Origin of the sequence: Streptomyces sp. NPDC051136 (genome assembly GCF_044455745.1) — a bacterium.
Classification (GTDB): Bacteria; Actinomycetota; Actinomycetes; order Streptomycetales; family Streptomycetaceae; genus Streptomyces.
The window spans coordinates 266,218-292,538 of sequence record NZ_JBITFE010000004.1 but is presented as its reverse complement, the minus strand read 5'-3'; the positions used below and the strand labels follow the sequence as shown (position 1 = coordinate 292,538).

24 protein-coding genes and 1 pseudogene are annotated in these 26,321 nt (G+C 70.4%); 6 read left to right on the top strand and 19 right to left on the bottom strand.

Annotated features, from left to right (window positions below):
- Positions 1–47: 47 nt before the first annotated feature.
- From ACIBCJ_RS13810 to ACIBCJ_RS13730, 17 genes are all read right to left on the bottom strand, one after another.
- Positions 48–1,160: a hypothetical protein gene (locus ACIBCJ_RS13810; RefSeq protein ID WP_362504495.1), complete on the bottom strand. Its 1,113-nt coding sequence runs from the start codon at positions 1,158–1,160 to the stop codon at positions 48–50.
- Positions 1,161–1,164: 4 nt separating this feature from the next.
- The gene (gene fxlM, locus ACIBCJ_RS13805; protein WP_362504498.1) at positions 1,165–3,210 is read right to left on the bottom strand and encodes a methyltransferase, FxLD system; all 2,046 of its coding nucleotides are present in this window, start codon (positions 3,208–3,210) and stop codon (positions 1,165–1,167) included.
- Between the two features lie 36 nt (positions 3,211–3,246).
- Complete coding sequence (locus tag ACIBCJ_RS13800; RefSeq protein WP_365978127.1) at positions 3,247–4,317, bottom strand: lanthionine synthetase C family protein; 1,071 nt, start codon at positions 4,315–4,317, stop codon at positions 3,247–3,249.
- A complete protein-coding gene (locus ACIBCJ_RS13795) occupies positions 4,314–6,353 on the bottom strand; it encodes a lantibiotic dehydratase family protein (protein WP_362504504.1) in 2,040 nt (679 codons plus the stop codon). Before ACIBCJ_RS13795 ends, ACIBCJ_RS13800 begins: the two co-directional genes overlap by 4 nt.
- Before the next feature lie 183 nt (positions 6,354–6,536).
- Complete coding sequence (locus ACIBCJ_RS13790) at positions 6,537–6,722, bottom strand: FxLD family lanthipeptide (RefSeq protein WP_264335116.1); 186 nt, start codon at positions 6,720–6,722, stop codon at positions 6,537–6,539.
- A 127-nt stretch (positions 6,723–6,849) separates the two neighbouring features.
- Positions 6,850–7,317: a DUF6082 family protein gene (locus ACIBCJ_RS13785; protein WP_362504508.1), complete on the bottom strand. Its 468-nt coding sequence runs from the start codon at positions 7,315–7,317 to the stop codon at positions 6,850–6,852.
- Positions 7,318–7,391: 74 nt separating this feature from the next.
- The gene (locus ACIBCJ_RS13780; RefSeq protein WP_264335118.1) at positions 7,392–7,967 is read right to left on the bottom strand and encodes a DUF6624 domain-containing protein; all 576 of its coding nucleotides are present in this window, start codon (positions 7,965–7,967) and stop codon (positions 7,392–7,394) included.
- Positions 7,964–8,527, bottom strand: a complete 564-nt coding sequence (locus ACIBCJ_RS13775) for a hypothetical protein (protein WP_365978126.1) — start codon at positions 8,525–8,527, stop codon at positions 7,964–7,966. Before ACIBCJ_RS13775 ends, ACIBCJ_RS13780 begins: the two co-directional genes overlap by 4 nt.
- A gap of 83 nt (positions 8,528–8,610) precedes the next feature.
- A complete protein-coding gene (locus tag ACIBCJ_RS13770; RefSeq protein ID WP_362504514.1) occupies positions 8,611–9,084 on the bottom strand; it encodes a LuxR C-terminal-related transcriptional regulator in 474 nt (157 codons plus the stop codon).
- A 137-nt stretch (positions 9,085–9,221) separates the two neighbouring features.
- Positions 9,222–10,475, bottom strand: a complete 1,254-nt coding sequence (locus ACIBCJ_RS13765) for an acyl-CoA dehydrogenase family protein (protein WP_362504517.1) — start codon at positions 10,473–10,475, stop codon at positions 9,222–9,224.
- Positions 10,476–10,561: 86 nt separating this feature from the next.
- Positions 10,562–11,203: a GAF domain-containing protein gene (locus ACIBCJ_RS13760; protein WP_054100459.1), complete on the bottom strand. Its 642-nt coding sequence runs from the start codon at positions 11,201–11,203 to the stop codon at positions 10,562–10,564.
- A complete protein-coding gene (locus tag ACIBCJ_RS13755) occupies positions 11,203–11,793 on the bottom strand; it encodes an ATP/GTP-binding protein (protein WP_054100460.1) in 591 nt (196 codons plus the stop codon). Before ACIBCJ_RS13755 ends, ACIBCJ_RS13760 begins: the two co-directional genes overlap by 1 nt.
- 43 nt (positions 11,794–11,836) lie before the next feature.
- Positions 11,837–12,244, bottom strand: coding sequence for a DUF742 domain-containing protein (locus tag ACIBCJ_RS13750; protein WP_362504522.1), 408 nt, complete (start codon positions 12,242–12,244; stop codon positions 11,837–11,839).
- Positions 12,241–12,753: a roadblock/LC7 domain-containing protein gene (locus ACIBCJ_RS13745; protein WP_127435964.1), complete on the bottom strand. Its 513-nt coding sequence runs from the start codon at positions 12,751–12,753 to the stop codon at positions 12,241–12,243. The genes ACIBCJ_RS13750 and ACIBCJ_RS13745 overlap by 4 nt, the downstream gene beginning before the upstream one ends.
- Before the next feature lie 68 nt (positions 12,754–12,821).
- Positions 12,822–14,336 (bottom strand): ATP-binding protein, encoded by a 1,515-nt coding sequence (locus tag ACIBCJ_RS13740; protein WP_362504525.1) that lies wholly within the window; start codon positions 14,334–14,336, stop codon positions 12,822–12,824.
- A gap of 30 nt (positions 14,337–14,366) precedes the next feature.
- Complete coding sequence (locus tag ACIBCJ_RS13735) at positions 14,367–16,268, bottom strand: glycoside hydrolase family 15 protein (RefSeq protein WP_362093459.1); 1,902 nt, start codon at positions 16,266–16,268, stop codon at positions 14,367–14,369.
- 225 nt (positions 16,269–16,493) lie between these two features.
- A complete protein-coding gene (locus tag ACIBCJ_RS13730; RefSeq protein ID WP_260616840.1) occupies positions 16,494–16,991 on the bottom strand; it encodes a DUF6415 family natural product biosynthesis protein in 498 nt (165 codons plus the stop codon).
- Between the two features lie 189 nt (positions 16,992–17,180).
- On the opposite strand from ACIBCJ_RS13730, the gene ACIBCJ_RS13725 reads away from it, so the two are divergent.
- Positions 17,181–18,569, top strand: coding sequence for a Tat pathway signal protein (locus tag ACIBCJ_RS13725; RefSeq protein WP_362094113.1), 1,389 nt, complete (start codon positions 17,181–17,183; stop codon positions 18,567–18,569).
- 72 nt (positions 18,570–18,641) lie between these two features.
- Positions 18,642–19,139, top strand: coding sequence for an SAM-dependent methyltransferase (locus ACIBCJ_RS13720; protein WP_125768807.1), 498 nt, complete (start codon positions 18,642–18,644; stop codon positions 19,137–19,139).
- Between the two features lie 281 nt (positions 19,140–19,420).
- Here ACIBCJ_RS13720 and ACIBCJ_RS13715 read toward each other — a convergent pair whose 3' ends face one another.
- On the bottom strand, positions 19,421–19,882 hold the full coding sequence (locus tag ACIBCJ_RS13715; RefSeq protein WP_127435960.1) for an ATP-binding protein: 462 nt from the start codon (positions 19,880–19,882) through the stop codon (positions 19,421–19,423).
- A gap of 158 nt (positions 19,883–20,040) precedes the next feature.
- Between ACIBCJ_RS13715 and ACIBCJ_RS13710 the strand changes: the two genes are divergently transcribed.
- Entirely contained in the window at positions 20,041–21,444 is a 1,404-nt protein-coding gene (locus ACIBCJ_RS13710; protein ID WP_362093465.1) for a helix-turn-helix transcriptional regulator, read from the top strand.
- The gene (locus tag ACIBCJ_RS13705; RefSeq protein WP_362093468.1) at positions 21,441–22,322 is read left to right on the top strand and encodes an aminoglycoside phosphotransferase family protein; all 882 of its coding nucleotides are present in this window, start codon (positions 21,441–21,443) and stop codon (positions 22,320–22,322) included. Before ACIBCJ_RS13710 ends, ACIBCJ_RS13705 begins: the two co-directional genes overlap by 4 nt.
- 1,023 nt (positions 22,323–23,345) lie before the next feature.
- Here ACIBCJ_RS13705 and ACIBCJ_RS13700 read toward each other — a convergent pair.
- A pseudogene (locus ACIBCJ_RS13700) lies at positions 23,346–23,471 on the bottom strand (MarR family transcriptional regulator); the annotation flags it as partial.
- A 237-nt stretch (positions 23,472–23,708) separates the two neighbouring features.
- Between ACIBCJ_RS13700 and ACIBCJ_RS13695 the strand changes: the two are divergent.
- Positions 23,709–24,890: a tyrosine-type recombinase/integrase gene (locus ACIBCJ_RS13695; RefSeq protein WP_125768795.1), complete on the top strand. Its 1,182-nt coding sequence runs from the start codon at positions 23,709–23,711 to the stop codon at positions 24,888–24,890.
- A 128-nt stretch (positions 24,891–25,018) separates the two neighbouring features.
- On the top strand, positions 25,019–26,278 hold the full coding sequence (locus ACIBCJ_RS13690; RefSeq protein ID WP_362504529.1) for an alpha/beta fold hydrolase: 1,260 nt from the start codon (positions 25,019–25,021) through the stop codon (positions 26,276–26,278).
- The last annotated feature ends 43 nt before the right edge of the window (positions 26,279–26,321 follow it).

Here is a 26,321-nt window from a genome sequence, read left to right as displayed (position 1 = left end):
GCCACACCACGTGGGCAGTACGCCTCGGCAGAGAAGGTCACCCCCTCCTAACCGGTATGGGAATCGGCCTGCAGCAGCTTTTCCAGCTCCCTCTCGGCGTGGCCGACCGCGGCCGTCAGGGCCTCATGGTCGTGGGCGGACAGAGCGCCGGCTCCCAGTCCGGCCGCGGCGATCACTGCGGTCAGAGCTCCGGTCGCTTGCTCGGCCAGGGCTGACGCGGCGACGGGGTGGTGCAGAGTCTCTCGTGCGGCGTAGGCGTCGAGTCGGGCGACGCTGACGAGGGAGTCGAGTATCCGGGCATGATGGCGGCTGGCGCGGTCCACTTCCAGGGCCGACAGGCCCGTTCGGGCCTGGAAGACGGCGGTCGGCGGATCGGGATGGGCAAGGAGCTGGACGGCTTCCTCCACTGTGCGGTCGAGATCGTCTCCGGGGACGGGGGCCTCGGCGGGCCAGCAGTGCGCGTGCAGGAGGAGCGCGACGGCTTTCTCCCAGGGCTCGGTGGGCTGAGTGGTGTCGATCAAGTCGCGGGCCTGCTGGTCCAACCCCTGCTCCATCAGGGCCATGATCTTGATCTGGCGACCATCGAGGAGGCGGTTGCCGATGCCGCGGTGCCGGGCCATGGCGTCGGCGGCCTCGATCCACCGCCCGATCTGGGCGAGGGCGCGGGCCCCATCCACGAGCAGCGTGACGTACAGCTCCTGGCACACCGTGCGGTGGTCCTCGTCTGTGCCGGTCAGGGGCGAGAGGTCGACGGTGCGGCCGTCGATGTCGGTCTTGTTGCGGTGTCGGGCTGCGTCGTTGAGGCAGTGCAACAAGCTGTAGGCGAGGTGGCCGTGGCCGGCGCGGGTCTGCAGCCGGGCGAGGTTGACCAGTGGCATCAGTGACATGACGGCGACCCGTCCCCGGAGGCGTCCGGCGTTGGAGAAGACCTGGTGCTGGCGCCAGCACAGATCCTCGGCCAGGTCGGGCAGGCCGACGTCGGAGGCGATGAGAGCCGCGTAGTTGAGGACCCCGCAGGCGCGGGCCACCAGGTCGTGGTGGCTCGCACCCGCGGGCGCGACGGTCAGCCCGGTGAGGTGGTTGATGCGCTCCTCCAGGGGGAGCGCGGGCGCCTTGGTGCGGCGGACCAGGGGGATGCGGCTGGCTATCGCGGGGATCATCGGCTCAGCCCTTGCGCGCCCAGTCGACGACCAGTCGGCTGTAAGGCTTGTCGACGACGAAGCGCGGATCGTTGGTCGTCAGCCGTTCGCGCGAGTCGGCGACGGCCATCCGGAAGCCCGGCTCGGGGGCGTCGTTGCCGCCGGTCGCGTCCCAGGCGCGGATCTCGCTCACCACGCGCTCGGCGAGGTCGGCGCCGCCCTCGCCGTGGCCGACCACGCCGACCTCCCAGTACCGGCCCTTCTCGTCCTCGCCCTCGCGGATGGTCAGGTACGCGAGCGACCCGGCGTCGAGGGCGGCCATGGAGCCCCACCCGAAGTGCGGGGTGAATCCGGGGCGCTGGCCCGGCAGGCGGGACAGTCCGTTGGGGAGCACGCAGGTCAGGTACAGGTACAGCCACTCCCAGGCGGAGCCCTGGCGGAACTTCACCCCGGTGTAAATCTTGGTCTGCTGCTGGTCCAGGACGGTACGCAGGGCGTCGCGGTCGACGTCCTGCTCGCTGAACGTCTCCAGGCGCACGTTGCCCTCGCCGGACATCGGCACCAGCGTGTACACGTCGTCGCAGACGCCCTTGCGCAGCGGGATGAAGGTGGCCATCTCGCAGGAGACGGTCTTCCACGTCTCGCCGTCGCGTTCGAAGGCGAAGGAGCGGGAGATGCTGCCGCGGATGCGCATCGGCAGGACCAGGCGCCCGCCGGGGGCGAGCTGGTCGAGGATCTTCACGGGGACGTCGCCCGCGCCGACGGTGAAGATGATCCGGTCGAAGGGAGCGTGCTCGGGCAGCCCGGCCGCGCCGTCGGCCATCACCGCGGTGGCGTTGTCGACGCCGGCCTCGGCGAGGTGGCGGCTCGCGCCGGCGACGAGGTCCTGGTCGACGTCGAGGGTCCACACCTGCCCGCCGGGGGAGACGATTTTGCCGAGGAGGGCTGCGTTGTAGCCGGTGGCGGCTCCGGCTTCCAGGACCTTGTGGCCGGGCTGGGCGCCGAGCTGTTCGAGCTGGGTGGCGACGATGGACGGCGCGGAGATGCAGGAGATCATCTCCCCGTGCTCGTCGTGCTTGATCGAGACCGCGTCCTCCTTGTACGCGCTCTCCAGGTCGACGCCGGGCAGGAAGGCGTGCCGGTCGGTGGTGCGGAAGGCGTCGATGGCCGCCTTGCTGTGCAGGTGGCCGCTGTCGACGAGCCGCTGGGCGAGGGCTTCGCTCAACTGGTGGGGGTCGGTGGCGGGTGTCACGGTGGTCTCCATTCGGGGGAGGCTAGGGTCCGCGGAGGCGGACTTGCGGGTAGACACGTCGGCTCCTTCTTGAGTGGAGAAGGCGACGTGACGGCCGAGCCACGCGGTGGCGGCCTGCGCGTCGGCAGGCACGCCCGCACGGTTGAACGCGAAAATCGCGTGATGGGCGATGACGCCCCGGATTCCGCGTATCAGGCGGCCGTCGGCGGCGAGCCAGCGCAGCCGACGGCCGGCGTCCTCGAACGCGGCGACGCGCTCGACCCAGCCGGCTTCCGCGTCGGGGCGCAGAGCGGCATCCGCGTTCATCAGCCGCCGCATGGCGGAGACGGCCTGCTCCAGCGTGGGGCCCTGGGGCGGGGTGACGGGAGGCCGCAGGGCAGCCCATTGGGCGTAGACGTCTCCGGCTTCGAACGGGTCCAGCCCGGCCGCGCGGATCATGGCTGACAGCAGCAGCACGCTGCGCTCGCGGGCGCCGGGGACGCCGGTCTCGGCGAGCGCGGCAGGGCTGTCGGCGCAGAACACCTCGTGCGCGACCGCCATACCCTCCAGGCCGCCGAAGGCATATGTCTCCGGCTCGTAGATCCCGCCCGTCCACCCGGTGATGACGCGGTCGGCGACGAGCTGGTCCAGCAGGCCGGTGGCGGGCTGTTCGGTGCGCAGGCGCACGCCGGCGTCCTTGCGCAGGAAGTGAAAGCGGCGTTTGGCCAGCGCGGACGCCAGAGCCCGAGCAGCGTCCACCCGCGGATCGGTGAAGGCCACGGATGCGTGCCACCAGGACGTGGCCGGGGGGATCGGCAGGTTCTCGTCGTCGAAGGCCATGGGAGGCAACTCCTTGCACGTCGGCAGGTTCGGGGATCAGGTGAGCAGGAGGGCGCGGCTCCAGCCGGCGGCATCGGGGGCCTGCAGGGCGAGTTGGGCTCCGGCGCGACCTTCCATGAAGCCGAGCTTGGGCAGGCGCTCCCAACTGGTGGCCAGCCGTCGGTGCAGGTCCTGGATTATCGGGCTGAAGCGGTCAGGTGCGGGGCTGTCGGCGGCGACCGCGCGGGTGAGCGTCAGCAACCCAGCCCAGCCGTGGCAGAGCGTGGAGTCGGTGATGCGGGCGAGGTGCAGCGGGTCGGTCAGGGTGGTCTCGATGGTGTCCTCGGCCGCCCGGCGACGGGCGGGGTCGCCGAGGGCGAGCGCAGCGAGCTGCTGGGCGCGGGCGATGCCGGGCTGGCCGTAGCACCAGGACTGGCGGGTCGGCTCAGGCGCGGGCGGCTGGTCGGCGTCCAGGTGGGCTGCGGTGGACCAGTAATGGGCGCCGTACCGGTCGAGCCAGGTCGCGAAGGTGTCGACGGCTTCCTCCTGACCAGGGACGCTGATGCCGTCGCGCAGTGCGAGAGAGAGCACGGCAAGGGGCCCGGCGATGCCATGGGCCATGCCGTTATTGCCGTGCCCGCCGGCCATCTCCTCCCCGTCGGGGCCGACCGGCGACCACCACCCGGGCACTGTCCGGCCGTCACCATGGGCGGGCTGGGCGAGCGCGACGAGGCAGGTGAGCACGTCGGGCAGCCGGGGCGCGGGCGGTTGTCGGGAGAGCAGGAGGGCGGCGAGTCCGGTCAGGCCGCGGACGAGGTCCCATTCGGCGAGGTGGGGCAGCGCGCCGGCCGCCTGGCGGCGGTGGGCGGCGGCGAGCCGGGCGTCCACGACGCGGTCGACGGCCGCGCGGACGTTGTCGTCGGCTCCGTGGGCGCGGGCCAGGACGAACTCCAGGGCGGGTGCGCCGTGGAAGAGGCTGGCGTTGCTGCCGGTGCTGACCCCGCCGGCGGTGGCCTGGGTGAGGTGGCGGCGTGCGGTGGACAGGTCGCGGCGCTCGATGTCGAGCAGGGCCATCCCCAGGGCGCCCTCGGACAGGTCCTGCGTGCGAGGCACGGTCGTCGCGGTCATGAGCGCCTGGCCAGGGGGACGACGATGCTGTGGGCCCGGCCGCCGATCCACCCGTCGGCGTCCGGCGGGGGCGCGTCCTGCAGGGTAGCGATGCCGAAGGGGCTGGCGTCCAGGTGCGCGCGCAGAAGGTCCAGGTCGATGTCGCGGGCGAGGTCGAGGGGCAACTGCTGGTCGTCCTCGGCGAGCAGGACCCGCTCCGGCACCCGGAACCGGGCACGCCAGGCGTGGAGTTGGTCCGCCCACTGCTGGAGGGGCGCGGTGCGGGCGGGCAGCGTGCGGCTGCGGATCTTCCAGCGGGCGGCGGTGAGGATGGTGCGCCGGTAGGTGAGGGCCGGGGTGAAGGGCAGCGTCCAGGCGGCGCCCCAGTCGAACCAGGTCACCTGCGGGGAGGCGGCCCGGCTGAATTCGCCGAGGAAGCGGGCCATCGGCGGGGTGTAGTTGTTCCACAGGAAGTTGATGGCGGTGGGGGCCAGCAGCTCCAGCGGCTTGCCCGTCGCGGACTCCACCAGCTGGGGGCGGCCGTCGGCGACGGTGACCGCAAGATCGCGGGGGAAGAGGACATGCGGGGCGGGGCGGCGAAATTCGCCGATGCTCACGATCCGGCGCAGGGCCTGGGGCGCGCGGGTGAGCAGATCGGCCGCCACCCGCCCGGCATGGAAGGAGAGCTGCACGAGTTCCGCCTCCGGATCGACGGTCGGCAGGGACGCGTACGCCGTCTCGGTGCCGGGGAACAGGTGCCAGAACCGGCCGGTCATCGATCCGGCCGAGCGGGAGACGGTCAGAACGCGCAACCGGAAGTCACCCCGGTCCAGGGCAGGTCCGGAGGCGGCGTGGACCTGTGCGGCCAGTTCGAGGTGGGGCGCCGCGTCGCGAGGCTTGCCGCCTGCCGCTGCCTCCAGTTCCTCGATCATCACCCCGGTCACCGCGACGGTGCGGCTGCCTTTGGCGGCGGCGGTGCCGGCCAGCTCGAGCAGCAGGCGGTCGCGCCGGGACATCGGCCTGGGTGGTTCACTCGCCGTGACGAACCCGGCCGGGAAGCCCACGCCCCGGTCGGGGTCCGTGGCCACCTCCACCGGCACCGCGGTGTTCTCGCCGTAGCGCTCGGAGAACTGCTCGATCCACCGCCGCCAGGTCGGTGTCCCGTTCGGATGGGTGACCAGGCGGGCCAGGACGGTCGCTGCGGTCTCCGCCTCGGTCAGCACCTGCTCGGACAGCCGCACGTCGGCGTCCAGCCGCAGGTCGCACGCGGCCCGCAGGCCGGCTGCCTGAGCGCGCGCCGCAGGCGGTAAGACGTCGGTGGGATCGGCGACGGTGGCGGGCGCGCGCAGCGAGGAGCGCAGCAGCCGCACCCGCAGCAGTTCACCGAGCAGCCGATCACGCGCGGTGCCGTCCACGGCGGGAAACTCCGCGGCCAGCTTCTCTGACAACTGGCGATACGCGATGGGCGATCGGGCCAGGTCGAGCACGAGACGCACTGCGGGGCTCAGGGAGAGACGGAAGGCGGCGTCTCCCTCCGAGGGGACGTGGATGTGCCGGTCGCGCCGCTGGATCAGGGTGTTGACACAGACCTCTGTGTCGGCCATGCGTCCGGCCTCGCTCTCCCAGGTGCTGAGCATCTCGTCGAGTAAGGCCGGCTCGGGACGGGCCACGGCCTGATGCTCGTCGCCGATGCGGACGGACGTGGCCTGGTCGAAGGCGAGCGGGACGACGCCGGCGAACAGGCCGTAAGGCGTGGAGCGGTGGGCGTAGCGGATCGCGTAGCGGGCGGTGGCCAGCGCCGCCCGGCGCATCCGGCGCACCTTCGGTGTACGGCCGTCGATGATGGCTTGCACCTGCTGGGCGAGGATAGGGCTTGCCTGCGACACGGTCTGGCGGAAGTCGGCATCGGACCACACCGTGCTCAGCCACGCGCGCCACTCCTCCGCAGGCGCCGTAGACGTAGGCCAGGGCGGCATGGCGGGCTCGGACGTGTGGGCCGCGGCGCGCAGCATGGTCTGCCCCGTGGCCTCGTACAGGCTGGGCCGGTGCCGTGTCATCAGGGCTCACCTCATCTTCCGGTGTGGCGGGCGGGCGGGCGGGTTGGGCGTGGCGGGGGGGGGGGGGGGGGGGGGGCGGCCGCCCCCCGGGCGCGGGGGGGGGGGGGGGGGGGGGGGGGGGGGGGGGGGGGGGGCGGGGGGGGCGCCCCCCCCCCCCCCCCCGCGTTGCCGGGGTGATCCGGCTTACGAGGTGGTGCAGGCGCTGGGGCAGGAGCTGCCGCAGGTGTCGCCCGTGCTGCACATCAGGACCGTCTCGGTCGCCGGCGTGCCCTCGATGAAGGTGATGTCGAGCTTGAACGGGTCGTCGTCGGCCTTCACGAGGTCCGTTTTCGCCGGACCGGTCGGCCTTTCGGCCTGGATGGCGGTCATGCATGCCTCCTAGGAGTGAGTGGTGCGGGATGCCGAGGTCCGGTCGGACCCCGGGGTCTGCTACCAGACGGCGACCAGCGGCGAAGCCGCCTGAGCGGTCGCTCGCCTGGGAGTCGGTGTGGTGCCGTCAGGTCCCAGCGGCCTGTGCCCGCGGGTGCTGCTTGGCGGCCTGGTCCAGCACCCGGGTGAAGTGCTCGCCCTGCTCATCGCCCTCGGCCTCCTCGGCGCGGAGGCCGCCGAACCGCTGCCAATAGCGTCGGCAGACGTCGTTCTCCATCAGCTTCGCGGCGTACCACGGAAGGTGTCCGGTGCGGACGAAGCCGAGGCGGTCGCGGACGCTGAGAATGCAGATGAGCCGGTTGGCGGCGAGCAGCTGCATGTATTCCTCGACGTCCATGTCCTCGGGAGCCCAGAGCTTGGCGAGGTCGGGGTTGGTGGACATCTGGGCCAGCCAGTCGAGCTGGTTGCGGGTGAGGAACGCCTCGTTGCGCTCGGCCTGGTGCCGCGCGTTCTGCCTGAGCCGGGTGGCTCCGACCACGGCGGTGGTGAGGGAGACGGCAGCACCGGCAGCGAGGACGGCGGTGGTGAGCTTCATCGGTCAACGGACCTTTCGCAGATCGAAGATGCGGCCAGTGGGCCGACTGAGGGAAAACGTGGAGCTCCGCCTGTTCACGCGGCCCCCGCGAGGACGACGGCCGGGGCCTCGTCGGCGGAGCTGTCCGGCGCGTAGCGGCGCCGCACCGCCTTGAGCGCGACGGCTAGCGGCGGCAGACCCACAGTGGCCCTGCGTGCGTCGACGGACGCCGGCGCACGCAGCGGGCACAGCTCGATCCCATTGGCGGTCAGCAGGAGCTGGGTGCCGTACTCCTGGGCGCACCCGCCGGTAATGAGGGCGCGGTCGTGAAGGTGCGCCCAGTGCTCGACGAGCGCGTCGCCGGCCTGGACCGCACGCCCGAGCAGGATGGTGGCGGCGCGCTGGAGGGTGAGATCGTGGTCGCTGTGCAGGGCGATGCTCCAGGCGGCGCGGGCAGCAGCAGGGCCGACGAGGCGGTGGCCGGGCCACTCGTATTCGCCCAGGACGCGGCGCAGGAACTTGGTGTTGGCGTGGTCGGTGTGCCGGCCCTGCCCGAGTTGGACTGCGTCGAGCTCGTCGCGCACGCGCTTGGCTCGGCGCACGGCCGATTCCGTTGCGCGGGCGATCAGCTCGCGGGCAAGGTCGGGTCGCTGCGGTTCGTCGGTTGTCACGCGCTGCTCCGATCGTCCGCGGCCAGATGAGGTGCATGGGTCTGGCAGCTGATCAATGTGCTAAGCCTGGGGCGGTGCTCGGCGGCCAGTTCGAGGCGGGCGACGCGGTCCCCCTCCCGTCCCGGGCCGGAACCCCGCACGTCCCAGCCCATGTCCGTGAGCCGGCGCAGCAGGGCGGCGATGGGCTCGGCTTGGAGGGCGTGACGGGCCAGGATTTCGGCCCGTACGAGTGGGAGGCCCTGCCGGGCGGCGAGGTCGGAGGCCCACAGGGTGATCAGCCGGGTGATGTCGTCGGGCTGGTCGGGCAGGGTGTGGACGCGTCCCAGGCGGAGGCAGGGGCCTTCGCCCCAGTTGAGTCCGGGGTCGCGCGCGGGGACCATGCAGGCGAGCAGCTTTCCGTCCTCGAACAGACCGGCCGACCTCGTCTGCCGGTCGCGGAACAGGGCCGGAACGTCGGCCTGAGCGGGCACGGGAAGACCGCGCAGGGTGAGCCAGCGCTGCCGGTCCTGCACGAGAGCAGCGGCTTCCGCGCGCTCAGCGTCCGTACGTAACGTGCGCACCGCGTATACGGCGCCCGAATACTGTGCCGCGACCGAGGTAGCAGCCGGAGGCTCTTCGTTGGCCAGGGGAGTGGGAGGCTTGTTCACTGGCTCGCTCCGCTCCGCGCCGCCGGGTCGGCCGGCAGCAGCTCCCAGCCGTGGGCCAGAATCACCAGGTGGGTGGCGTCCCGCGCGCCTGTGTCGGCGAGAAGTTGGTCGAGTGCGGCGCGCTGGTCGGCCGGGGCGAGCTTGGCGGCGACGGCGATATCGCGGGGGTCGCTGTGCTCGGCGACAGCCCGGAGCAGCAGCAGTTGATCCCGGCTGAGCATCGGTGCCGGCCTGTCCGCCGTGGGCGAGGCCACCTGCCGGGTGGCGAACAGGCAGTGCACGATCACCGGAGGCTTGCAGCGGGGCGGGCAGTGCAGGCTCTCACGGATGTCGCGCATGTACTGGCGGACGGTCACGGCCGACAGGCTGGTCTCTGCCGCAATCTCCTTGGCCGTGAGGCCGTTCGCGAGGTGCTGGGCGACGCGCTGCAGGGTCGGCGTCAGGGGCGTGATCGGTGCGCTGGTCGTCACGGGCGGGGTCACGGTGTCTCTCTCGGCTGAGTGGATGGTCACTGGGAGGGGTGCCGCCGGTCCCCGCGGGGGACGGGGGCCGGCGGCACGGGCCCGTGCGCGGCGGTAGGGAGTCACGGGGTGCCGCGCACGAGGGCTCATGCGGCGGTCGGATCGGGTCGTGCCCAGGCGGCTTTGGCGGCGAGGCGTTCGGACCACTGGATGTGGTCCTCGTCGAAGGCGGCGTCGGCCAGGTTTATGCGCTGGACTTCGCCGGTTCCGGCCGGTGGGTAGGTGTGCTGGATGTCGCGCCACAGGCGCTGGAGGATGTAGTCGCCATCGAGGGCGTGGGCGCCGTGCAGTTCCATGGCGTCCTGGGCGGACTGCCTGGCCCACTGGTGGCCGAGGTATTTCGCGTTGATCAGTTCGGCGTCGCAGGGCAGGCCCTGGTCGAGGAGGTGCACGGACTGGTAGGCGAGTATCCGGCCGGCGCGCAGGCGGGCCTCCATGCCGCCGACGCGGTCCCGCAGGACGGGCAAGTCGGAGAGGGCGCCCTGATAGCGGGGGCGGGCCTTGAGCCGGCTGGTGGTGGTGTCCACGACGGCTTCGTGGATGCCGAGGCTGACGGCGGCCAGGTTGGGGCGGCCGTAGAGGATGCTGCTGCTCTGGGCCACGGCCAGTCCCTGGCCGACCTCGCCGACCACGTTGTCGTCGGGGACGCGGACGTGGTCGAGGTCGAGGCGGCCGGCGGAGAAGCCGTGCAGACCGAGCCCGGCACGATGGTCGGAGACCGAAAGCCCGGGGCGGTCGGCTTCAACCATGAACGCGGTCAGCGCCTGCGAGGTGCGCACTCCGGGCCTGGCGGTGCGGGCGACAATGAGGTGGGCCCCCGCGATGTGGCTGTTGCCGATATGGATCTTGCTGCCGGTGATCACCCATTGGTTGCCGATGTGTTCGGCGGTGGTTTCGATGCCGCCGATGTATCCGCCGGCGAGCGGTTCGGTCACGGCGATCGACAGCAGCACGGACCCGTCTGCGACCCGGGGAAGCCAGCGGTCCTTCTGCTCGTAGGTAGCGAAGTGCAGCAGAGCGCCCACGGGGATGAGAGTGGCCTGGAGGATGGCTGCGGCAGCCGCCGAGACCCGCGCGATGCGGTGGACGAGGATGGTCTTGGCCACGTGTCCGGCGCCCAGCCCGCCAAAGGCGGCCGGGACGGTGAGGGCGAACCACCGCCGGGCGGCCATCAGGTCGGCGACCTTGCGCTCCACCTTGCCCGGAGCGGCCTCCATCCGCGCGGCGCGCGACGCGACGTGCTCGGCCGCGAAGGCGTCCGCCTCCTGCCACAGCAGATCGTGGCGGGTGGTGAGGTAGGGACGCAGCGCCGGTGGAGGCGTGGTGGGTGTGGCGGACATGGTCTCCCTCTCCCTGGATGAAGGTCGCAACGCGTGGAGCGGCCGGGGATTGCCTACGGCTCCCGGGTGGGGGGTTGTGGAACGGCCTAGCGGACGGGGGCGCGGGCGATGTGGTCCATCACCTGTGCACTGGCGTTGATGACGATGTCCCGCAGACGGCGGGCCTCGGCCAGGGGCCGCTTCTCGGGGTCGATCACACACACCGTGCCCAGCACCGTGCCGCTGTCGTGGATCAACGGAGCGCCGAAGTAGGAGCGGATCCCGACGGCGTCGACCACCGCGTTGCCGCTGAAGCGCGGGGACGCGTGCACGTCGTGCAGCGGGAGGGCCTTCCTGCGGGCCATGACCTCCGGGCACCAGCCGTGGTCCCGGCTCATGGTGCGGCCGACGATCACGAACCCGCTGTCCGCCGGCGGCTGGTGCAGCCCGACGAAAGTCTGCTCCTCCAGGAACAGGTTGACGAACCCGTACAAGAACCCGGCCTGTGTGGCCATGTCGCGGGCCAGCTCGTCGAAGTCCTCGTTGGCCACCGGGGGCACGCCCAGGCGATTGAGCAGCTCGTAACGCTGAGCCAGTTCCAGCGACTGCTGAGGTCGCTGGCTGGTGAGGGCGGTGCCGGGTGGGGTGAACGGGCCGGGGGTGGTGTCCCGCATGTCGCGCCGAGGCAAGGACCGGGCCGGCGGGGCAGTCTGCGGCGTGCGGTAGGGGTCGCTGGGGTGCTGTGACATCAGACGTCCTGGAGGGTGGTAGAAGGGGTGTGACCAGCACGATTGGTGGTGGCGGCGCAATTGACGGCGTGGTCGACGAGGGCCAGCAGAACGCCGGCGACGTGATTCGTGTCGCGGGCGTCGCAGGTGACCACCGGCACGGCAGCGGGGAGTTCGAGAGCGGCGCGGACCTGCTCGGGGTGGTAGCGGTGCGCCCCGTCGAATTGGTTGACCGCGACGACGAAGGGCAGGCCGATGTCCTCGAAGAAGCTGACGGGCGTGAAGCTGCTCTCCAAGCGGCGGGTATCGACCAGGACGACCGCGCCGACGGCGCCGCGGGAGAGGTCGTACCAGAGGTCGACGAACCGGTCCTGGCCCGGCGTGCCGAACAGAAACAGTTCCAGCGGCACGGGCGCATCGGGCAGGCTCAATCGGCCGAAGTCGAAGGCGACCGTGGTGGTCCGCTTGGACGCCAGGCCAGCCAGGCTGTCGACGTCCGCGCTCGCCTCGGTCAGGTACTCCTCCGTACTCAGCGGCGTGATCTCGCTGACGGCGCCCACTGCGGTGGTCTTGCCCGCGCCGAAACCGCCGGCGATCACGATCTTCAGCACAGTCGGCGCACCGGCCTGCGAGTGAGGCGAAACCGTGGACGGGTCATCCGGCCTGGGGATAGGCGACGGCATCAGGCCACTTCCTCTTCAAGCTGGCAGAAACGGCTGCCAGCATTTGGACAGACGGACCGGACCCTGCGCCGGTATCGGCATAGGACTGGGTCAGGGGGACGACGAGGGCGTCGGCGTCCAGGAGGTCGGAGACGAGCACTTTGACGGCGGTCACGGGCCGGCCGAGGCGGCCCGCCAGCTCGACCACCGACCGCCGGCGCTCCCGGCACAGGGCGAGAATCTCCCCGCACTCCTCGGCCTGCGCCGGGCCCGGCCTTCCCTGCCCGGCCTCCAGGACGGTTTCCAGAGCGAGCAGGTGCCGCGGCTTGGTACGCCCGCGCGTCACGGCGTAGGTCCGCACGAACGCCGACTCCTCGGCCGCGCGGCCGTACGTGGTCACCGGACCTCTCCGCCCGTGCCAACGCGGACGGGGATCAGCATGTACGGGGCGAACTTCTGGACCAGGCGCCCCATCTCGAAGCCGACGGTGCCCACATCGGCGTCCCTGGTGGTGATGACAGCGAGGACCGTGTCCACCTCACCGCGTTCGGCACCGGGGTGGGTGTCGAAGGCCGCGCTGCGCCCGGCGCTCTGGACGAAGAACAGGCAGTCGTCTCGCTCGATGATGACCTGCCGGGCCGGCCTCTTCTTGTGGCTGGGGCCGGTGATGTTCGCCGCGAGGGAGGCGACCCCGCTGAAGGCGGCCGACAGTTCGTCCGCCCAGTCCTTGTCGACGTCGCTGTCCAGCAGCCGCAGTCCGTCGCGCGAGAGCAGGACGGCGTGCGTGACGCCCGGCGTCTCGGAGGCGAACTGACGCAGCAGCCAGGCCATGCTGTCCCGCTGTCCGCTTGTCGTCGCGGATGCGGGCGTGCCGTCGGTCACGTTGTTCATCGCGGGGTGGGTGCTCATGGGGATCGCTCCAGAAGGGGGAAGGGCCAGTGGGTGTACTGGGCCGCCGGGAACGCGGAAGAAGCGGGTCAGGGGGTGGGGTCTTCTGTCGAGGCGGGAGGGGGACTGGCGGTGCCGCCGGCCTGGAGGCCGCTGCGGAAGGCGGCTGCCAGCCCGGGCGTCGCCGCGGACACGGGGGCTTGCTCCCGCTCCTGTGGCGGACGGAAAGGTTCCGACCGACGCGTGCGCGTGGGAAGAGCGGGCGCGTCGGCCGAATGACCCGCCGAGGTCGATGCCCCAGCGGCGCCGGGGCGTGCGACCTGCCCCACCCCTGGGGCGGCAGGAGCCGCGGCCACCTGATGCGGCTGCTGCCCGGACATGCGAGCTTCCTCGGGCTGCGGCGCACCCGCGTCCTCGATCGATGGAATGGCTATCAGGAGCCGTGCCGGTATGACGACCAGGGCGGTGGTGCCTCCCGTCGCGTTCTCCTGCAGGAGGACGGACAACCCGTGTGACTGGGCGATCTTCGCGGCGACCAGCAGGCCGAGCTGTCCGGCCCGGACCTGGCCGCTGACGTCGACCTCGTCCGGGGCTTTGAGCAGGTCGTTCATCTGTGCCCGCGTCTGCGGGTGCATGGGAATGGCGCGGTCCTCGACCTCGATGGCCAGCCCGTGTGGCACCCGCTGCGCGCGCACCATCACCCGCGTCGCTGGATCCGAGCACTCGCAGGCGTTCTCGATCAGCTCGGCCAGCAGGTGCGTCAGGTCCGGCCCCACATGGCCGGGCAACCCCAGCTCGGCGCCCACGGATCCGGCCGCGACGGCCACCCGCGGATACTGCACAACCTCGGAGACAGCGCCACGCAGGGCCGTCGTGACGGGAACGGGCCGGCGCACGCTGCGCAGGGACTGCCCGCCCAGGACCGCCGTGCTCTCGACCTGGCGGCGCATCCGCGTCACGAGGTGATCGATCTCGAAGATCTTGGCCAGCAGTTCCGGGTCGTCGGTCAGCATCTCCAGCTGGCTCAGTGCCTGGAGTGCCTTGCTGACCAGGGCGTGCTCGCGCATGGCCAGGCGGCGAAGCACTTCTAGGAGGACCACGGACTGGGACTCGTCGTGCACGCGGATCAGCGACATGATGGCCTGCGCCTGGAGGGCACTCAGCGCGTTGTCGATCCCGGCGTTCGCAGTGGGCGACTGCGCGGTGTGCGGGTCCGGCAACGCTGGACGTTTTCCGCGGCACAGCTCGTCCGCCGACCACTGCACCGACTTCTCAACGGCTGCCGCTGCCCCTGTGACCGCTGTCAGCGCTGCTGACTGGGACTCCTCCACTGCCGACCGCACGGCACTGGCCACGGTGCGCGTTCCGTGTGCCGCCACCGCGACGACCGCCGCCAGTCCGCAGACCAGGCCGGCCAGGACCCAGCCGGGGCCTACGACGGCCCCCGACCGGAGAGCGAAGGCGGCGAGCAGCAGCGCGGCTAGGAGTGCCAGGGGCAGTGCCACGGCGCGACGGGCGAGGTACAGCGTGTTCGCGTCGACCGGGGGCCGCCGTCTGCGGTGGCCGGTAGCGGCCGGCCGTGCCGGGAAGGCGCTGTCAGACATGGGTGGGAATCCTCGTCAGGGGTGGGGTGGCTATGCGTGCTGCGGCGTCAGGCCGGCGGTGGACTGGCGCGTGCTGCGGGAGGTTGAGCGGGGTGCGGGAACCGCGAGCGCGGCGTGGCGGGGGGAGGACTGCGCCGCCATCTGCTGAAGGAGCAGGGCGCTTTGGATCAGGCCCATGTGGCTGAACGCCTGCGGGAAGTTGCCGAGCTGGCGCTGCTGGACGGGGTCGTACTCCTCCGCCAGCAGCCCGAGGTCGTTGCGCAGAGCCAGGAGGCGTTCGAACAAGGCACGGGCCTCGTCGGGGCGGCCGGTCAGGGCGAGGCCGTCGACGAGCCAGAAGTTGCACAGGAAGAAGGCGCCCTCGTCGCCGGTCAAGCCGTCCACCCCGACGTCCTCACCGCAAGTCGGGTACCGGTACACGAGCCCGTCCTCCGTGGAGAGTTCACGACGGACCGCATCCACGGTGCCGATGACGCGCGGGTCATCGGGCGGCAGAAAGCCGGTGCGGGGGATGAGCAGCGTGGCAGCGTCCAGCTCCTGCGAGCCGTAGGACTGCATGAAGGTGTTGCGCACCGGGTCGAAGCCCTTGTCACAGACCTCCCGGTGGATCGCCGCCCGCAGCTCGACCAGCGGGGCCACGTCCATGTCGAGCGCGCCGGCCTCGGCCAGGCGGATGGTGCGGTCGACCGCCACCCAGGCCATCACCTTGGAATGGACGAAGTGCCGGCGGGCCCCGCGGATCTCCCAGATGCCCTCGTCGGGCTCCCGCCAGCGCTGGACCAGGTGCTCGATGAGCCGCTGGTGCAGGACCGCGGTGTCGGCGCAGTGGGCGACTCCGCTCTGGTGCGCGAGGTACAGGGTGTCGATGACCTCGCCGTACACGTCGAGCTGCAGCTGGTTCGCCGCCCCGTTCCCGACCCGTACCGGAGCCGATCCCTCGTACCCGGGAAGCCAGGGAAGCTCCCGCTCCCGCAGGTCACGCTCCCCGGTGATCCCGTACATGATCTGCAGGTTCTCCGGGTCCCCGGCCACAGCGCGCAGCAGCCATCGCCGCCATGCCTGTGCCTCCTGCCGGTATCCGGTCCCCAGCAGCGCGGCAAGCGTCGTGGCTGCGTCGCGCAGCCAGGTGAAGCGGTAGTCCCAGTTCCGGTCGCCGCCGATCTCCTCGGGCAGCGACGTGGTCGGCGCCGCGACGATCCCGCCGCTCGGCCCGTAGGTCATGGCCTTCAGCGTGATCGAGGACCGGACCACGGCCTCGCGGTAGGGCCCGTCGTAGGCGCTCTCCTGCGTCCAGTCCTGCCAGAAGGCGAGCGTCTCGGCGAGCGCGGCCTCCGGGTCAGGAACGTCCGGTGCGGGGGCGTGGGACGGGCACCAGCTGAGCACAAACGCCACGCTCTGCCCGGCGCTGATGGCGAAGGCGCTGACGACCACACCGTCCTTCTCCAACTGCGGGACGCAGGTGTCGAGCCACACAGCGTCCGCGCCGGCCTCCGCGACCATGCGCCCACCGACCTCGTGGATCCACGGGCCGACGCTGCCGTATCCCGGCCGAGGGCGCATGGCCGAGACCATGTCCACCTCGCCGCTCAGGCCCTCGGCGATCCGGATCACCTGTGGGGCCCCGTCGCGCGGAGGCATGAAGTCCAGGACGCGGACCGAACCCGTTGGGGTGCGCCACACCGATTCGAGGACGAGCGAGTCACCGCGGTACTGGCGCTCAGCGACCTTCTCTGAACCCCTCCGGCCTGCGGACGGGGCCGGAGAGATCTGCCAGGAGCCGTGCTTCTGCGTGCCGAGCAGACCGGCGAAGACGGCCGGCGAGTCGAAACGGGGCAGGCACAGCCAGTCGATCGAACCGTCATCGCAGACGTGGGCACTGGTCTGTGTGTCGCCGATCAGGCCGTACTGCTCGATGCGCGGAAGCCGATTCATCGTGTGGATCTCCGTGAGCCCCGCAGGTTCGGGGCCGTATCAGGGCCGTCGCAGCGGCCGGGAACGGTGGGCGGTAGGTAGGTCCGTGTTCACCAGGTAGGGAGGGAGCGCCGGGCGGCGGCAGGTGCTCGGCGGCCCGTGCAAGGTCGGCCGTCCGCTCGCCGCGAAGCATTAGCCAGGCCGTCGGCCCGAGGACCAGAGCGATGACGACGGCACCGGTCACCGTCATGTCCGCGGCACCGAAGCGGCGAAGATCAGGCAGGCCAGGGCGAGGGCGAAGACGGTGCCGCGCAGCACGTTGAGCGTTGGCCTCGGCCAACGCCGCCTGCCCTCCTTGCTGTTCGGCCCGGGACCGCCGCGTTCCACGTAAGCCGTCAGTTCCTGGGTGGCCTTGGCGAGCCTGACCAGGTGCACCCGGCTCGACACATAACCCTCGGGGATGCTGTCGGAGCAGAGCCGCTGCGCACGCAGCAGGGCGGGAACATGCGGAGCGGTACGTGCGCCCAACTGGGCAATGTGGCCGCGCAGAAGGCGAACGAGGTCCTCCACGTCGGCAGCGCTCTCGGGTAGTGGCGAATCTTCGCCCAGTACCAGCGTCACCGTCTCCGACGCGGCCACCACGTGATCGCGCTCCGGCGCCGCTGCCGCGGTGACGGGCGCTTGCCGCCCGCGCTCGCCCACGGGCTGGCTGCCGTCTCGGCGAGGAACCAGCAAAAGGCGCATGCCACAACTCCTGTTCGGGTCAAGCCAAAGTGAGCCGAGATCGCCTGTCGGAGGCGTCGGTCGGCGTGCGATGTGAGTGATCTGGCCGCTACGTTGAGCGAACCGCGAATCCCGTCCGAGGGGTATGCCTTGGTGGACGGGAAGGTCGCCAAAGGCGCCAAAGATCATTACGGAACCGAGGGGCAGTCCATGGCCCGTGACCGCAACGTCGCCCTTGCCGCACTCCTGCGCGAAGCAGGCTGGTCCCAGCCGCAAGCAGCCGCCGCCGTTGCCCGCGTGGCGGCGGAGTGTGGAGTGCGTGAGCTGGAGGTGATCTCCCGCTCGCACATCTCCATGTGGGTGCTCGGCACGAAGCCGAGTGGCAGAGCGCCGCATATCCTGCGTGAGACACTGTCCCGCAGGCTTGGCCGCCGGCTCTCCCTGGCCGACCTCGGGCCGGAAGAAGAGCCGACAGGCACGACCGACACCGGATCCGACTGGAGCGTCGACCCTCTGACCGCACTGGCCGAGCTGGGAAGCGACGATCTCGACATGCACCGACGCAAGCTGCTGGCCACCGCTGCCTACTCCGCAGTCGGCTTCGCCCTGCCCACCACTTCGTGGTGGGCAGCCGCCCCCGCCGCAGCGGCGAACCGCCGACCGTCCTCCTCGCGCTCGGTGACCCGAGCCGACATCGACGACGTCCGCGACCTCACGGTCTACTACTCCGCGCGCGACCAGCAGCGAGGCGGCGCAACCGGCCGCAAAGCCCTCGCCAGCCACCTGCTCGACGAGGCGGTGCCGCTGCTCGGTGGCCGATTTCGTACAGATCAGCTCCGCCGCGACACGCACTCTGCCGTCGCAGAGATGACGTACCTCGCTGGCTGGATGGCCTTCGACGCCGGCGAACACCGCACCGCCCAGCGCTACCTCACCATCGCCGCCCGGATCGCGGCGGAGGCCGGTGACGGACCGCTCGGTGGCCACGTCCTGCGCGCCCTCGCTCACCAGGCCGTCGACCTCGGGCACCCACGCAGGGCGCTGGCCCTGGCCGACGCCTCGATGTCTCGCGACCGCTACGGCCAGGCCAGCCACCGCGAGAAGGCGCTGCTGGCGATCGTCTACGCCCGCGCGCTCGCGGCTGACGGCGACCGCTCCGGAACCCTCGCGGCTATCAGCCGCGCGGAGCGGGACCTCGCCCGCGCCGACACCACCGAGGCGCCGGCTCGCGTCGGCTTCTTCCAGGAAGCCTCCCTCGCCCACGAGACGGCCTGCGCGCTGCGCGACATAGGTCAGCCCCGCGACGCGGAGATCCACTTCAAGCGGAGTGTGGCCACGCGCCGGAGCCAGCAGTTCGCCCGCACCCACAGCGTGACGCTCGGCTACCTCGGTGCAGTCCAGGTGCAGCGGGGGAACCTTGACGAGGCGTGCGCAACCTGGAACGAAGCACTCGACGCCATGACGGGCGTCCAGTCCGGCCGGGCACGTGACGTCATCGTCCGGATCCAGAGCGATCTCTCGCCCGTCCGGCAACGCGGAGGCCGCCATGTCACCAAGCTGGATCGCCGGGCACGCGGCATGCTCCGGGCCATAGGCTGATCGCGACACGGACGTTCGATGCCCCATGGCAGCCTGCGGACCAGCATCGCCCGAGGAGAGGAACCAGTACCGGTGACGTCGTACGAGGTCGAGTCGATCGCAACGGTCGTCGGGGGACACACCCGTGTTCAGGACGACTACCAGGGTGGGGTTGAGTCGGTGATTCGACTCAACGAGGCGTACCCCCTCGAAACGCTGCGGGGAATCGACGAGTTCTCCCACCTGACGGTGACGTGGCGCTTCCACCTGGCGCAGCCCGAGGACGTGCAACTCCACGCCCGCAGCCCCAGAGGCAACGTGCAGTGGCCAGCGACCGGAACTTTCGTCCACCGAAATCATCGGCGCCCCAACCAGTTGGCTGTCAGCTACCCGAGGTTGCTGGGCGTGGACGGCCGCGACCTTCTGGTGACCGACCTCGACGCAGTCGACGGGACGCCGGTGATTGATCTGGCCCCCTACTTCCAGGAAATGGGGCCCCGAGGTTCCATCCGCCAGTCGGCCTGGCCGAGCGAGATGCTTGCCGACTACTGGCGCGACGCAGCGGAGCGCCCGGAGGCAGGCTTGCCGTAATTCCACGACGCTGCAGCCCGTGCGGGCGTGCATCGCGCCATGTCCGCGAGGGCGCGGAAGGTAGACCAGGAAGTACGAGCGACCTCGCTGACGTCGCCCTCCCAGAAGAGTTCTCGTGCGAGGGCCGTGCCTCAACCCGAAGCTGTCATTCGATTCTTCCGAGCGCAGCGTCGCTGACGATGAACCGCCGTCGGCCTTCGCGTCGACCCCGGGGAACGGCGGCGAGTGCCGGCACATGATGGTGGTCCTTTCGGGTCTCGTCAGAGGCAGGGAGATTGCGGCTACGCCGAGTGCAGGATCGTGACCCAAACGTCTTTGCCGTGGGCCGTGGACGAGCAGCCGTATCTGTCGCTGAGCGTCTTGATCAACATCAGGCCGCGCCCGCCCTCGTCGTTGTCGCCTGCCGAGACGGGGGCTGGGAGCGAGGGGTGCGGGTCACTGACGCACAGGAAGACCCCGTCGGGGGTCCGGGTGAGGACGACCTTCACCGGAACCGAGGACTCATCCTCCTTGCGGGCGTGCTGGAAGACATTCGTCAGTAGCTCGGACGCAGTGAGAGTGACCCGCCAGTCGAGTTCGGTCAGGCCCCACAAACGGAGGCACGCACTGACGAGGTCACGCACGCCCGAGACGGCAGCGGCTGTCAGAGCGACGTCGATTTCGCATGCTCCGGAACGCGTCCGGACCGCAGCGCTTGTGCCGTCCGTAAGCGTGTGTTGAGCCTCCATCAGGTCTGCCTTCACGGGGAGTCCCTCGTTCGACGAAATCTCTCCAACCGGCGCCGGATGCGGTGTGTACTGGGGTGGCGGCCGTGAGCAACCATTGAGCCAGGCCGACAGGACCGCGTGCAGATCTTGATTCGGAAACCTCGATCTTCCGTTTCGCGAGCGAGGAACAGCCCATGCCAAGAGCCGAGAAGCAATTGACTCCGGACGCATCCCCGCGTGACTGGTTCGGTCATGAACTGCGGACCTGGCGTAAGAAGCGCGGCCCTCTCACGCACGCCGAGTTGGGCGCGAAAGTGCAGGTCAGCGGTTCACTCATTGAGAAGATCGAGAAGCGGACTGCTACCTGTTCGAAGGACTTGGCTGAGCGCTTGGACGAGGTCCTGCAGACGGGCGGAGTCCTCACCCGGGCGTGGGGGATGGTGTTCGGGCAAACGGAAAAAGCCCGTCCTGAAACGGAAAGTGCACCCACTGGCAGGGCGGAGGTGCCGGTTCAGGTCCACGAAGGCCGCATCCTGGGCAGAGGTAGTACTACACCTCCAAGCGGGAGCCCTGCCTCTGTGGACCGTCGCGCCTTCCTCGCCACGAGCGGCCTTGCCGTCATCGCCCCCATAGACCTCGCCCATCTCGTGACCCCAGCAGCCCCCCGGGAGATCCCGACTCAGATCCGCCCGCGCGAGATCAGGCAACTGAAGTCGCTGGCCGATGTCATCCATCGCCAGGACAACGAGTACGGAGGCGGCGGCGCGGTGCGAGAACTCGCCCGCGGCGCCATCATGTGGGGAGCCTCCCTGCTGCCGGTGCCCTGCCCCGAGCCCCTGCGGCCTGAACTCCTGGCCTCTGTGGCTCGGTTAGGGGTTGTCGTCGGCGCCTCGCAGTTCGACGCGTACGCTCACGACGATGCCCGAGTCAGCTTCCGGCTAGCCGCTGAGTGCGCGGAAGAAGCCGGGGAGTGGCACCTGCGCGCCAAGACGTACTCGTTCATGGCCCGGCAGGAAATCTGGATCGGAGATCCGGATACTGGCCTAACTCACGCAGAGAAGGGTCTCGTGCGCTCCGACCGACTGACCGCGACCGAGCGTGCCATGCTCCACACCGCACGTGCCCGCGCCTTCGGCAAGATGCGTGACGTAGCCAACACCCTGCGCGCGGTCGGAGAATCCGATGCCGCGTTCGAACAGTCCGACCCGGCACAGGATCCGCCGTGGATGGCCTATTACGACTACGCCCAGCACCACGGCGACACCGCCCACGCACTGTTCGACCTCGCGGTCCACGCGGACCAAGACCCAGGGCAGGCGGCCCGCCGCTTCGAGATCGCGGTGAAGGGGCACGGCAACGCCTTTGCCCGCTCGCGCGCCATCTCCGAGACAAAGCTCGCTTCCCTGGTTATGGCCAAGGGCGACGATCCGCGGCACGCGGTCGTGCTCGGCCACCGAGCGCTGGACGACGTCGGCAAGCTGACCTCCTGCCGGGCCGCCGAGGACCTGCGGGAACTCGCCCGGTTCGCAGGCCGACACCGGAACGTCCCCGAGGCCAGCGACCTGCGCGAGCGCATCGCAGCTACGGTGCAGGCGTGACTACTTCACCCACGCCCACCCAAGCCGTACTTGAGGAGGCGTGCCATGCCGTTGGCCTCGACGCGACCAACGCCCAACCGATACGGATCGCCGAGAACGCCGTTTGGCGTCTGCCCGGGGGGATGGTGGTGCGTATCGCCCGGCCTGGCCAGGCCGCTGCCGCAACGCGCGAGGTTCAGGTCGCCCGCTGGCTGGCAGCCCAGGGCGTGCCCGCCGTACGCGCCCTTGATCTGCGGCAGCCGGTAGCAGCCAGCGGGTACCCGGTGACGTTCTGGGAAGAGCTGCCGCCACACGCAATCGGGACCGTCACCGACGTCGTCGTGCTCCTCAAGCAACTGCACGCCCTGCCGAAACCAGACCTGCCACTGGGTGAGCTGGACCCGTTCGTCCGGCTGGTTGAGCGCATCGACGCAGCGAGCACGATTTCTGACGATGACCGGCTGTGGCTGAAGGGCCGGCTTGAGGACCTCAAGCAGCAATGGGCCTCAAGGCCGAAGGGCCTGCCGGAGTGTGTAGTCCACGGGGATGCATGGGTCGGCAACGTGGCGCGCACGGAGGCCGGCCCGATGTTGCTCGACTTCGAGCGCGCTTCGTTCGGCCCTCCGGAGTGGGATCTAGTGTCGACCGCAGTGAAGCTCACCACGACCGGCGCGGTGTCTGCCGAGGAGTACGCCGCGTTCTGCGAGACCTACGGCGCTGACGTCACGGAGTGGGAAGGGTATGAACTTCTGGCTGGCGCGCGAGAGCTGCGGATGACGACGTACGCCGCGCAGCACGCTGCCAGCCGTCCAGAGTGGCGGCGGGAGGTGCAGTACCGCATTGACTGCTTGCGCGGTCGGGCCGGGACGCCGCCGTGGCGATGGAAGGGGATCATGTAGCCCAGCTACCAGCTGATCACGAGTAGCAGCTCGTCTCATGGGCAGCCTTACCCATTTTAGACGCATCGCTTGATCCGCCGTCGGACCCTGTGCCGCGATGCCTCCGGATTGCCGAAGCGACGAATTCGCCTACGGCAGACAAGAAAGATCGCAGAAAGACTGGATAGCTGCGCGAGGGCATGTCAACGTACAACGTCCCGCAAAGTCCAGGCCAGACGGTGTCACCGCTCGGCTACGCTCACTTCTTTGAAACCATTTGGGGTGGGCGTTGTGAGGGTTGGCCCGCTGGCGTGGCTCCCTCTTAGGAGGCCCGTCTGTCTGAGTCTGCTATCCGATCTGCTCGCTTCACTTCGCCCGTGCTCTTTGTCCTCGGTGGTCTAAATGTCTGGGGAGGTCGAAAGGCCGGTAACTACCTCGCGGTCTCCACAGGGCTCTGTGTTTCCGCCTGCGCCGCCGTCAGCCTTTTCGGAGACAATCTCTTCCAGCGAGGCCACCGCGCAGATCGTGCCGTGCTCGCGCACGTGGCACGGCATCCGGGTGCCACAACGAGGCAGGTCGCACAGACCCTAGGGGTCCCTGAGCGCCGCGTCACGGCAAATCTCGACCAGCTCACGGGTGACGGTCCGCTGATGGTCGCCCCCAGGCAGCGCTCCCGGAGCCTCGCGCTCACCTGCCGACCGCGAGGCCGAGTGGACACAGGGCCCGTGATGCGGCGGGCAACATAGCCGATGATCGCCGGTTCGCCAAACCGGCGATCGTGCGGACCATTGGCGCCGTACGTGCCGACATTTGGCGGCGACTCGGCGCGACATGGGCGTTCGTTGCCGCTTTCAGCGGGTGACGGCTACGGGTGTCCGAGTTCCGTGCAGTCCATCATCTCGTCTCAGGAGGAATATGAGGCGGCCGAAAGTCATCATCGTAGGCGGACGACACGTGTCGAGGGCGATGCAGACCCATTCCTCGCCACATCCGGCGGTCCTTTGCGGAACCGGCCGGGTTCGCGTCCTGCTCGGACCCGGCCGGTCAGGCCGGCACCGGCGCCTTCAGCGTCTCGACGGCGCGGACGAGCGGGGCCAGTTCCGGGTTGCGCGCGGCCTCGTCGAGGGCCTCACGCAGCGCCGTGTCGTTGGTGGGCCGGGCCGCTTCGAGCTAAGGCCGCCCGCTCGACCTGGACGTTGTCCTTCCCGGGGGCCCGTATTCCGGTCTCGTTGGCTTTGGAGTTGTGGTTGAAGGATCCGGCCATCGCATTGGCAGACACGACTGAGCCGACCGACGTCGGGCGGGGTTGGTCGGTGTTCAGCCAAGCTCCCGCGGACGGACACGCACTTGGTCGGCGCCCTGAGGGAAATCGCGAGCTGGCCCACCACATCAGGAAAGGAACTTGAGATGCCCGAACCGATCAAGAAGCTGCCCCCAAACGCAAAGGGACAGGTGCGCTACCGCTTTGTGGTGGACGCCGGCACGGATCCGGAGACGGGGAAGCGGAAGCAGCTCCGGCGTACCTTCAACACGCTGAGGGAAGCGAAGGCGGAGTACGCCCGCATCACCAGCAAGCGGCATGCAGGGACGTTCGTCCCGCCCAACAAGATCACCGTGAACGAGTGGCTGGATCAGTGGCTCGTGATGAAGGCCGAAGACCTGGAGCCGACCACGGTCTACAACTACCGGGTGACGCTGGATCGTGTACGCGGGAAGCTCGGGAACGTCCGGCTGCAGGAACTCACGGAGGACCATGTGATGGCGTGGATGCAGTGGGCTCTCCAGGGGGGCCGTGTGCGGGGCGGGAAGGCGGGAACGGGTCTCGGGGTCACGTCGGTTGACATGAGCCTGGCCAGACTGAAGGACGCCCTGAACCGCGCTGTCACGCGCGGTCTGGTGCCCGTCAACGTAGCCAGCGAGGTGCACATTCCGCTGAAGGCCCGGAAGGCGGAGCGGAGGACTAAGGAGGTTGTCCAGCCATGGAACGCCTCGGAGGTGGGTGCCTTTGTCGCTGCGATGAAGAGTGACCGCCTGTTCGCGCCGTTGCTGCTGTCCGTGATGGGGCTCCGTCCGGCGGAGGTCTGCGGCCTGCGGTGGTCGGACGTCGACCTGGCCGCAGCCACGCTCAGCATCGCCAACACCCGAACCATGATGGGCAACCGCACGGTGGTGGAGAAGGACACGAAGAGCATGGCGGGGGAGCGTGTGTTGCCGATCCCGAGCCTCGTACGGGAGGCGCTGAAGACGTTCCGCGCCACACAGGCAGTGGAACGCTTGGCGGCCGGCGAGGGGTACGAGGGGGGCGGGTATGTCCTCGTGGATGAACTTGGGTGCGCGCTGAACGGTCGGCAGCTCCGAACGCGGGCCTACAAAATAATGGATGCAAACGGCCTTCGCAGGGTCCGTCTGTACGATGCTCGGGCGTCTTGCCTCACGTACCTCGCCAACAACGGGGTGCCGGATCACCTGCTCGCCATGTGGGCCGGGCACACCAACGTGAAGACGACGAAGAAGTGGTATGTGAAGCCGGACGTGGCGGACCTGCTTCCGGCGGCGGAGGCGTGGGGAGGTCTCGCAGGGGGCGTGTGACAGATCGTGACAGATGAAGGTGTGAACCCGTGATCGAAGGCAAGACCGAGACGCTGCAATACCGCTTTGACGGGCCAGAACACCTACCAGTCCTGATCCTGGGGCCGTCGCTCGGTACCACATGGCACATGTGGGACCGGCAGGTGCCGGAACTGGCCCAGCAGTGGCGGGTCTTCCGCTTCGACCTGCCCGGACACGGCGGCGCCCCGGCCCACCCGGCGGGGTCCGTCGCCGAACTCACCACGCGTCTGCTGGCCACCCTCGACGGACTCGGCGTGCAGCGCTTCGGCTACGCGGGCTGCGCGTTCGGCGGCGCGATCGGCATCGAGCTGGCGCTGCGCCACCCCGAGCGCCTCGCCTCCCTCGCGCTGATCGCCGCCTCGCCCCGGTTCGGCACCGCCGACGAGTTCCGCCAGCGCGGCGTGATCGTGCGCACCAACGGGCTCGACCCCATCGCCCGCAGTTCCCCCGAGCGCTGGTTCACCGGCGGGTACGCGGCAGCGCAGCCCGCGATCACCGAGTGGGCGGTGCAGATGGTGCGGACCACCGACCCGGGCTGCTACATCTCCGCCTGCGAGGCGCTCGCCGCGTTCGACGTACGGGGTGAGCTCGGCCGGGTCGGCGTGCCGACGCTGGTCCTCGTCGGCTCCGACGACCAGGTGACCGGCCCCGCCGAGGCCCGCACCCTGGTCGCCGGCATCCCCGACGCCCGTCTCGCCGTCGTCCCGGGCGCCTCCCACCTGGTCCCGGTGGAGCAGCCCGCGGCCGTCACCGACCTGCTGGTGCGGCACTTCACCACCGCCTGGCAGGCCGTCCACGACGCCGCCTCCACCGGGCAGATCCCCGTCCCGGCCCAGCTCCGCCCCGCCCCGCACCCGGCCCCGGTCCAGGCCCCGGTCCAGGGCGTCTCCGCCGCGCCCGTCCAGCCGGTGCCGGCCCCGCCGCAGACCGCGCCCATCGCCGAGATCGCCGCGGCCCCCGTCGTGCCGCCGCAGGACCGGGGGAGGCCCGACCCGTACGACGCCGGGCTGAAGGTGCGCCGCGAAGTCCTCGGTGACGGCCACGTCGACCAGACGCTCGCCGAGGCGGACGAGTTCTCCGGGGACTTCCAGGAGCTGCTCACGCGCTACGCGTGGGGCGAGGTCTGGAACCGGCCGGGCCTGGACCGGCGCTCCCGCAGCTGTGTCACCCTCACCGCCCTCGTCGCCGGCGGCCACCTGGAGGAGCTCGCGCCGCACCTGCGCGCCGCCCTGCGCAACGGCCTCACTCCGGGCGAGATCAAGGAGGTGCTGCTCCAGGCGGCCGTCTACTGCGGCGTGCCCGCCGCGAGCGGTGCCTTCCGGGTGGCCCAGCAGGTCATCCGCGAGGAGACGACACCGCCGGAGTGAGCCGCGCGGGCCCGTCACGGGTGCCCGGCGGCAGGATGGGAGT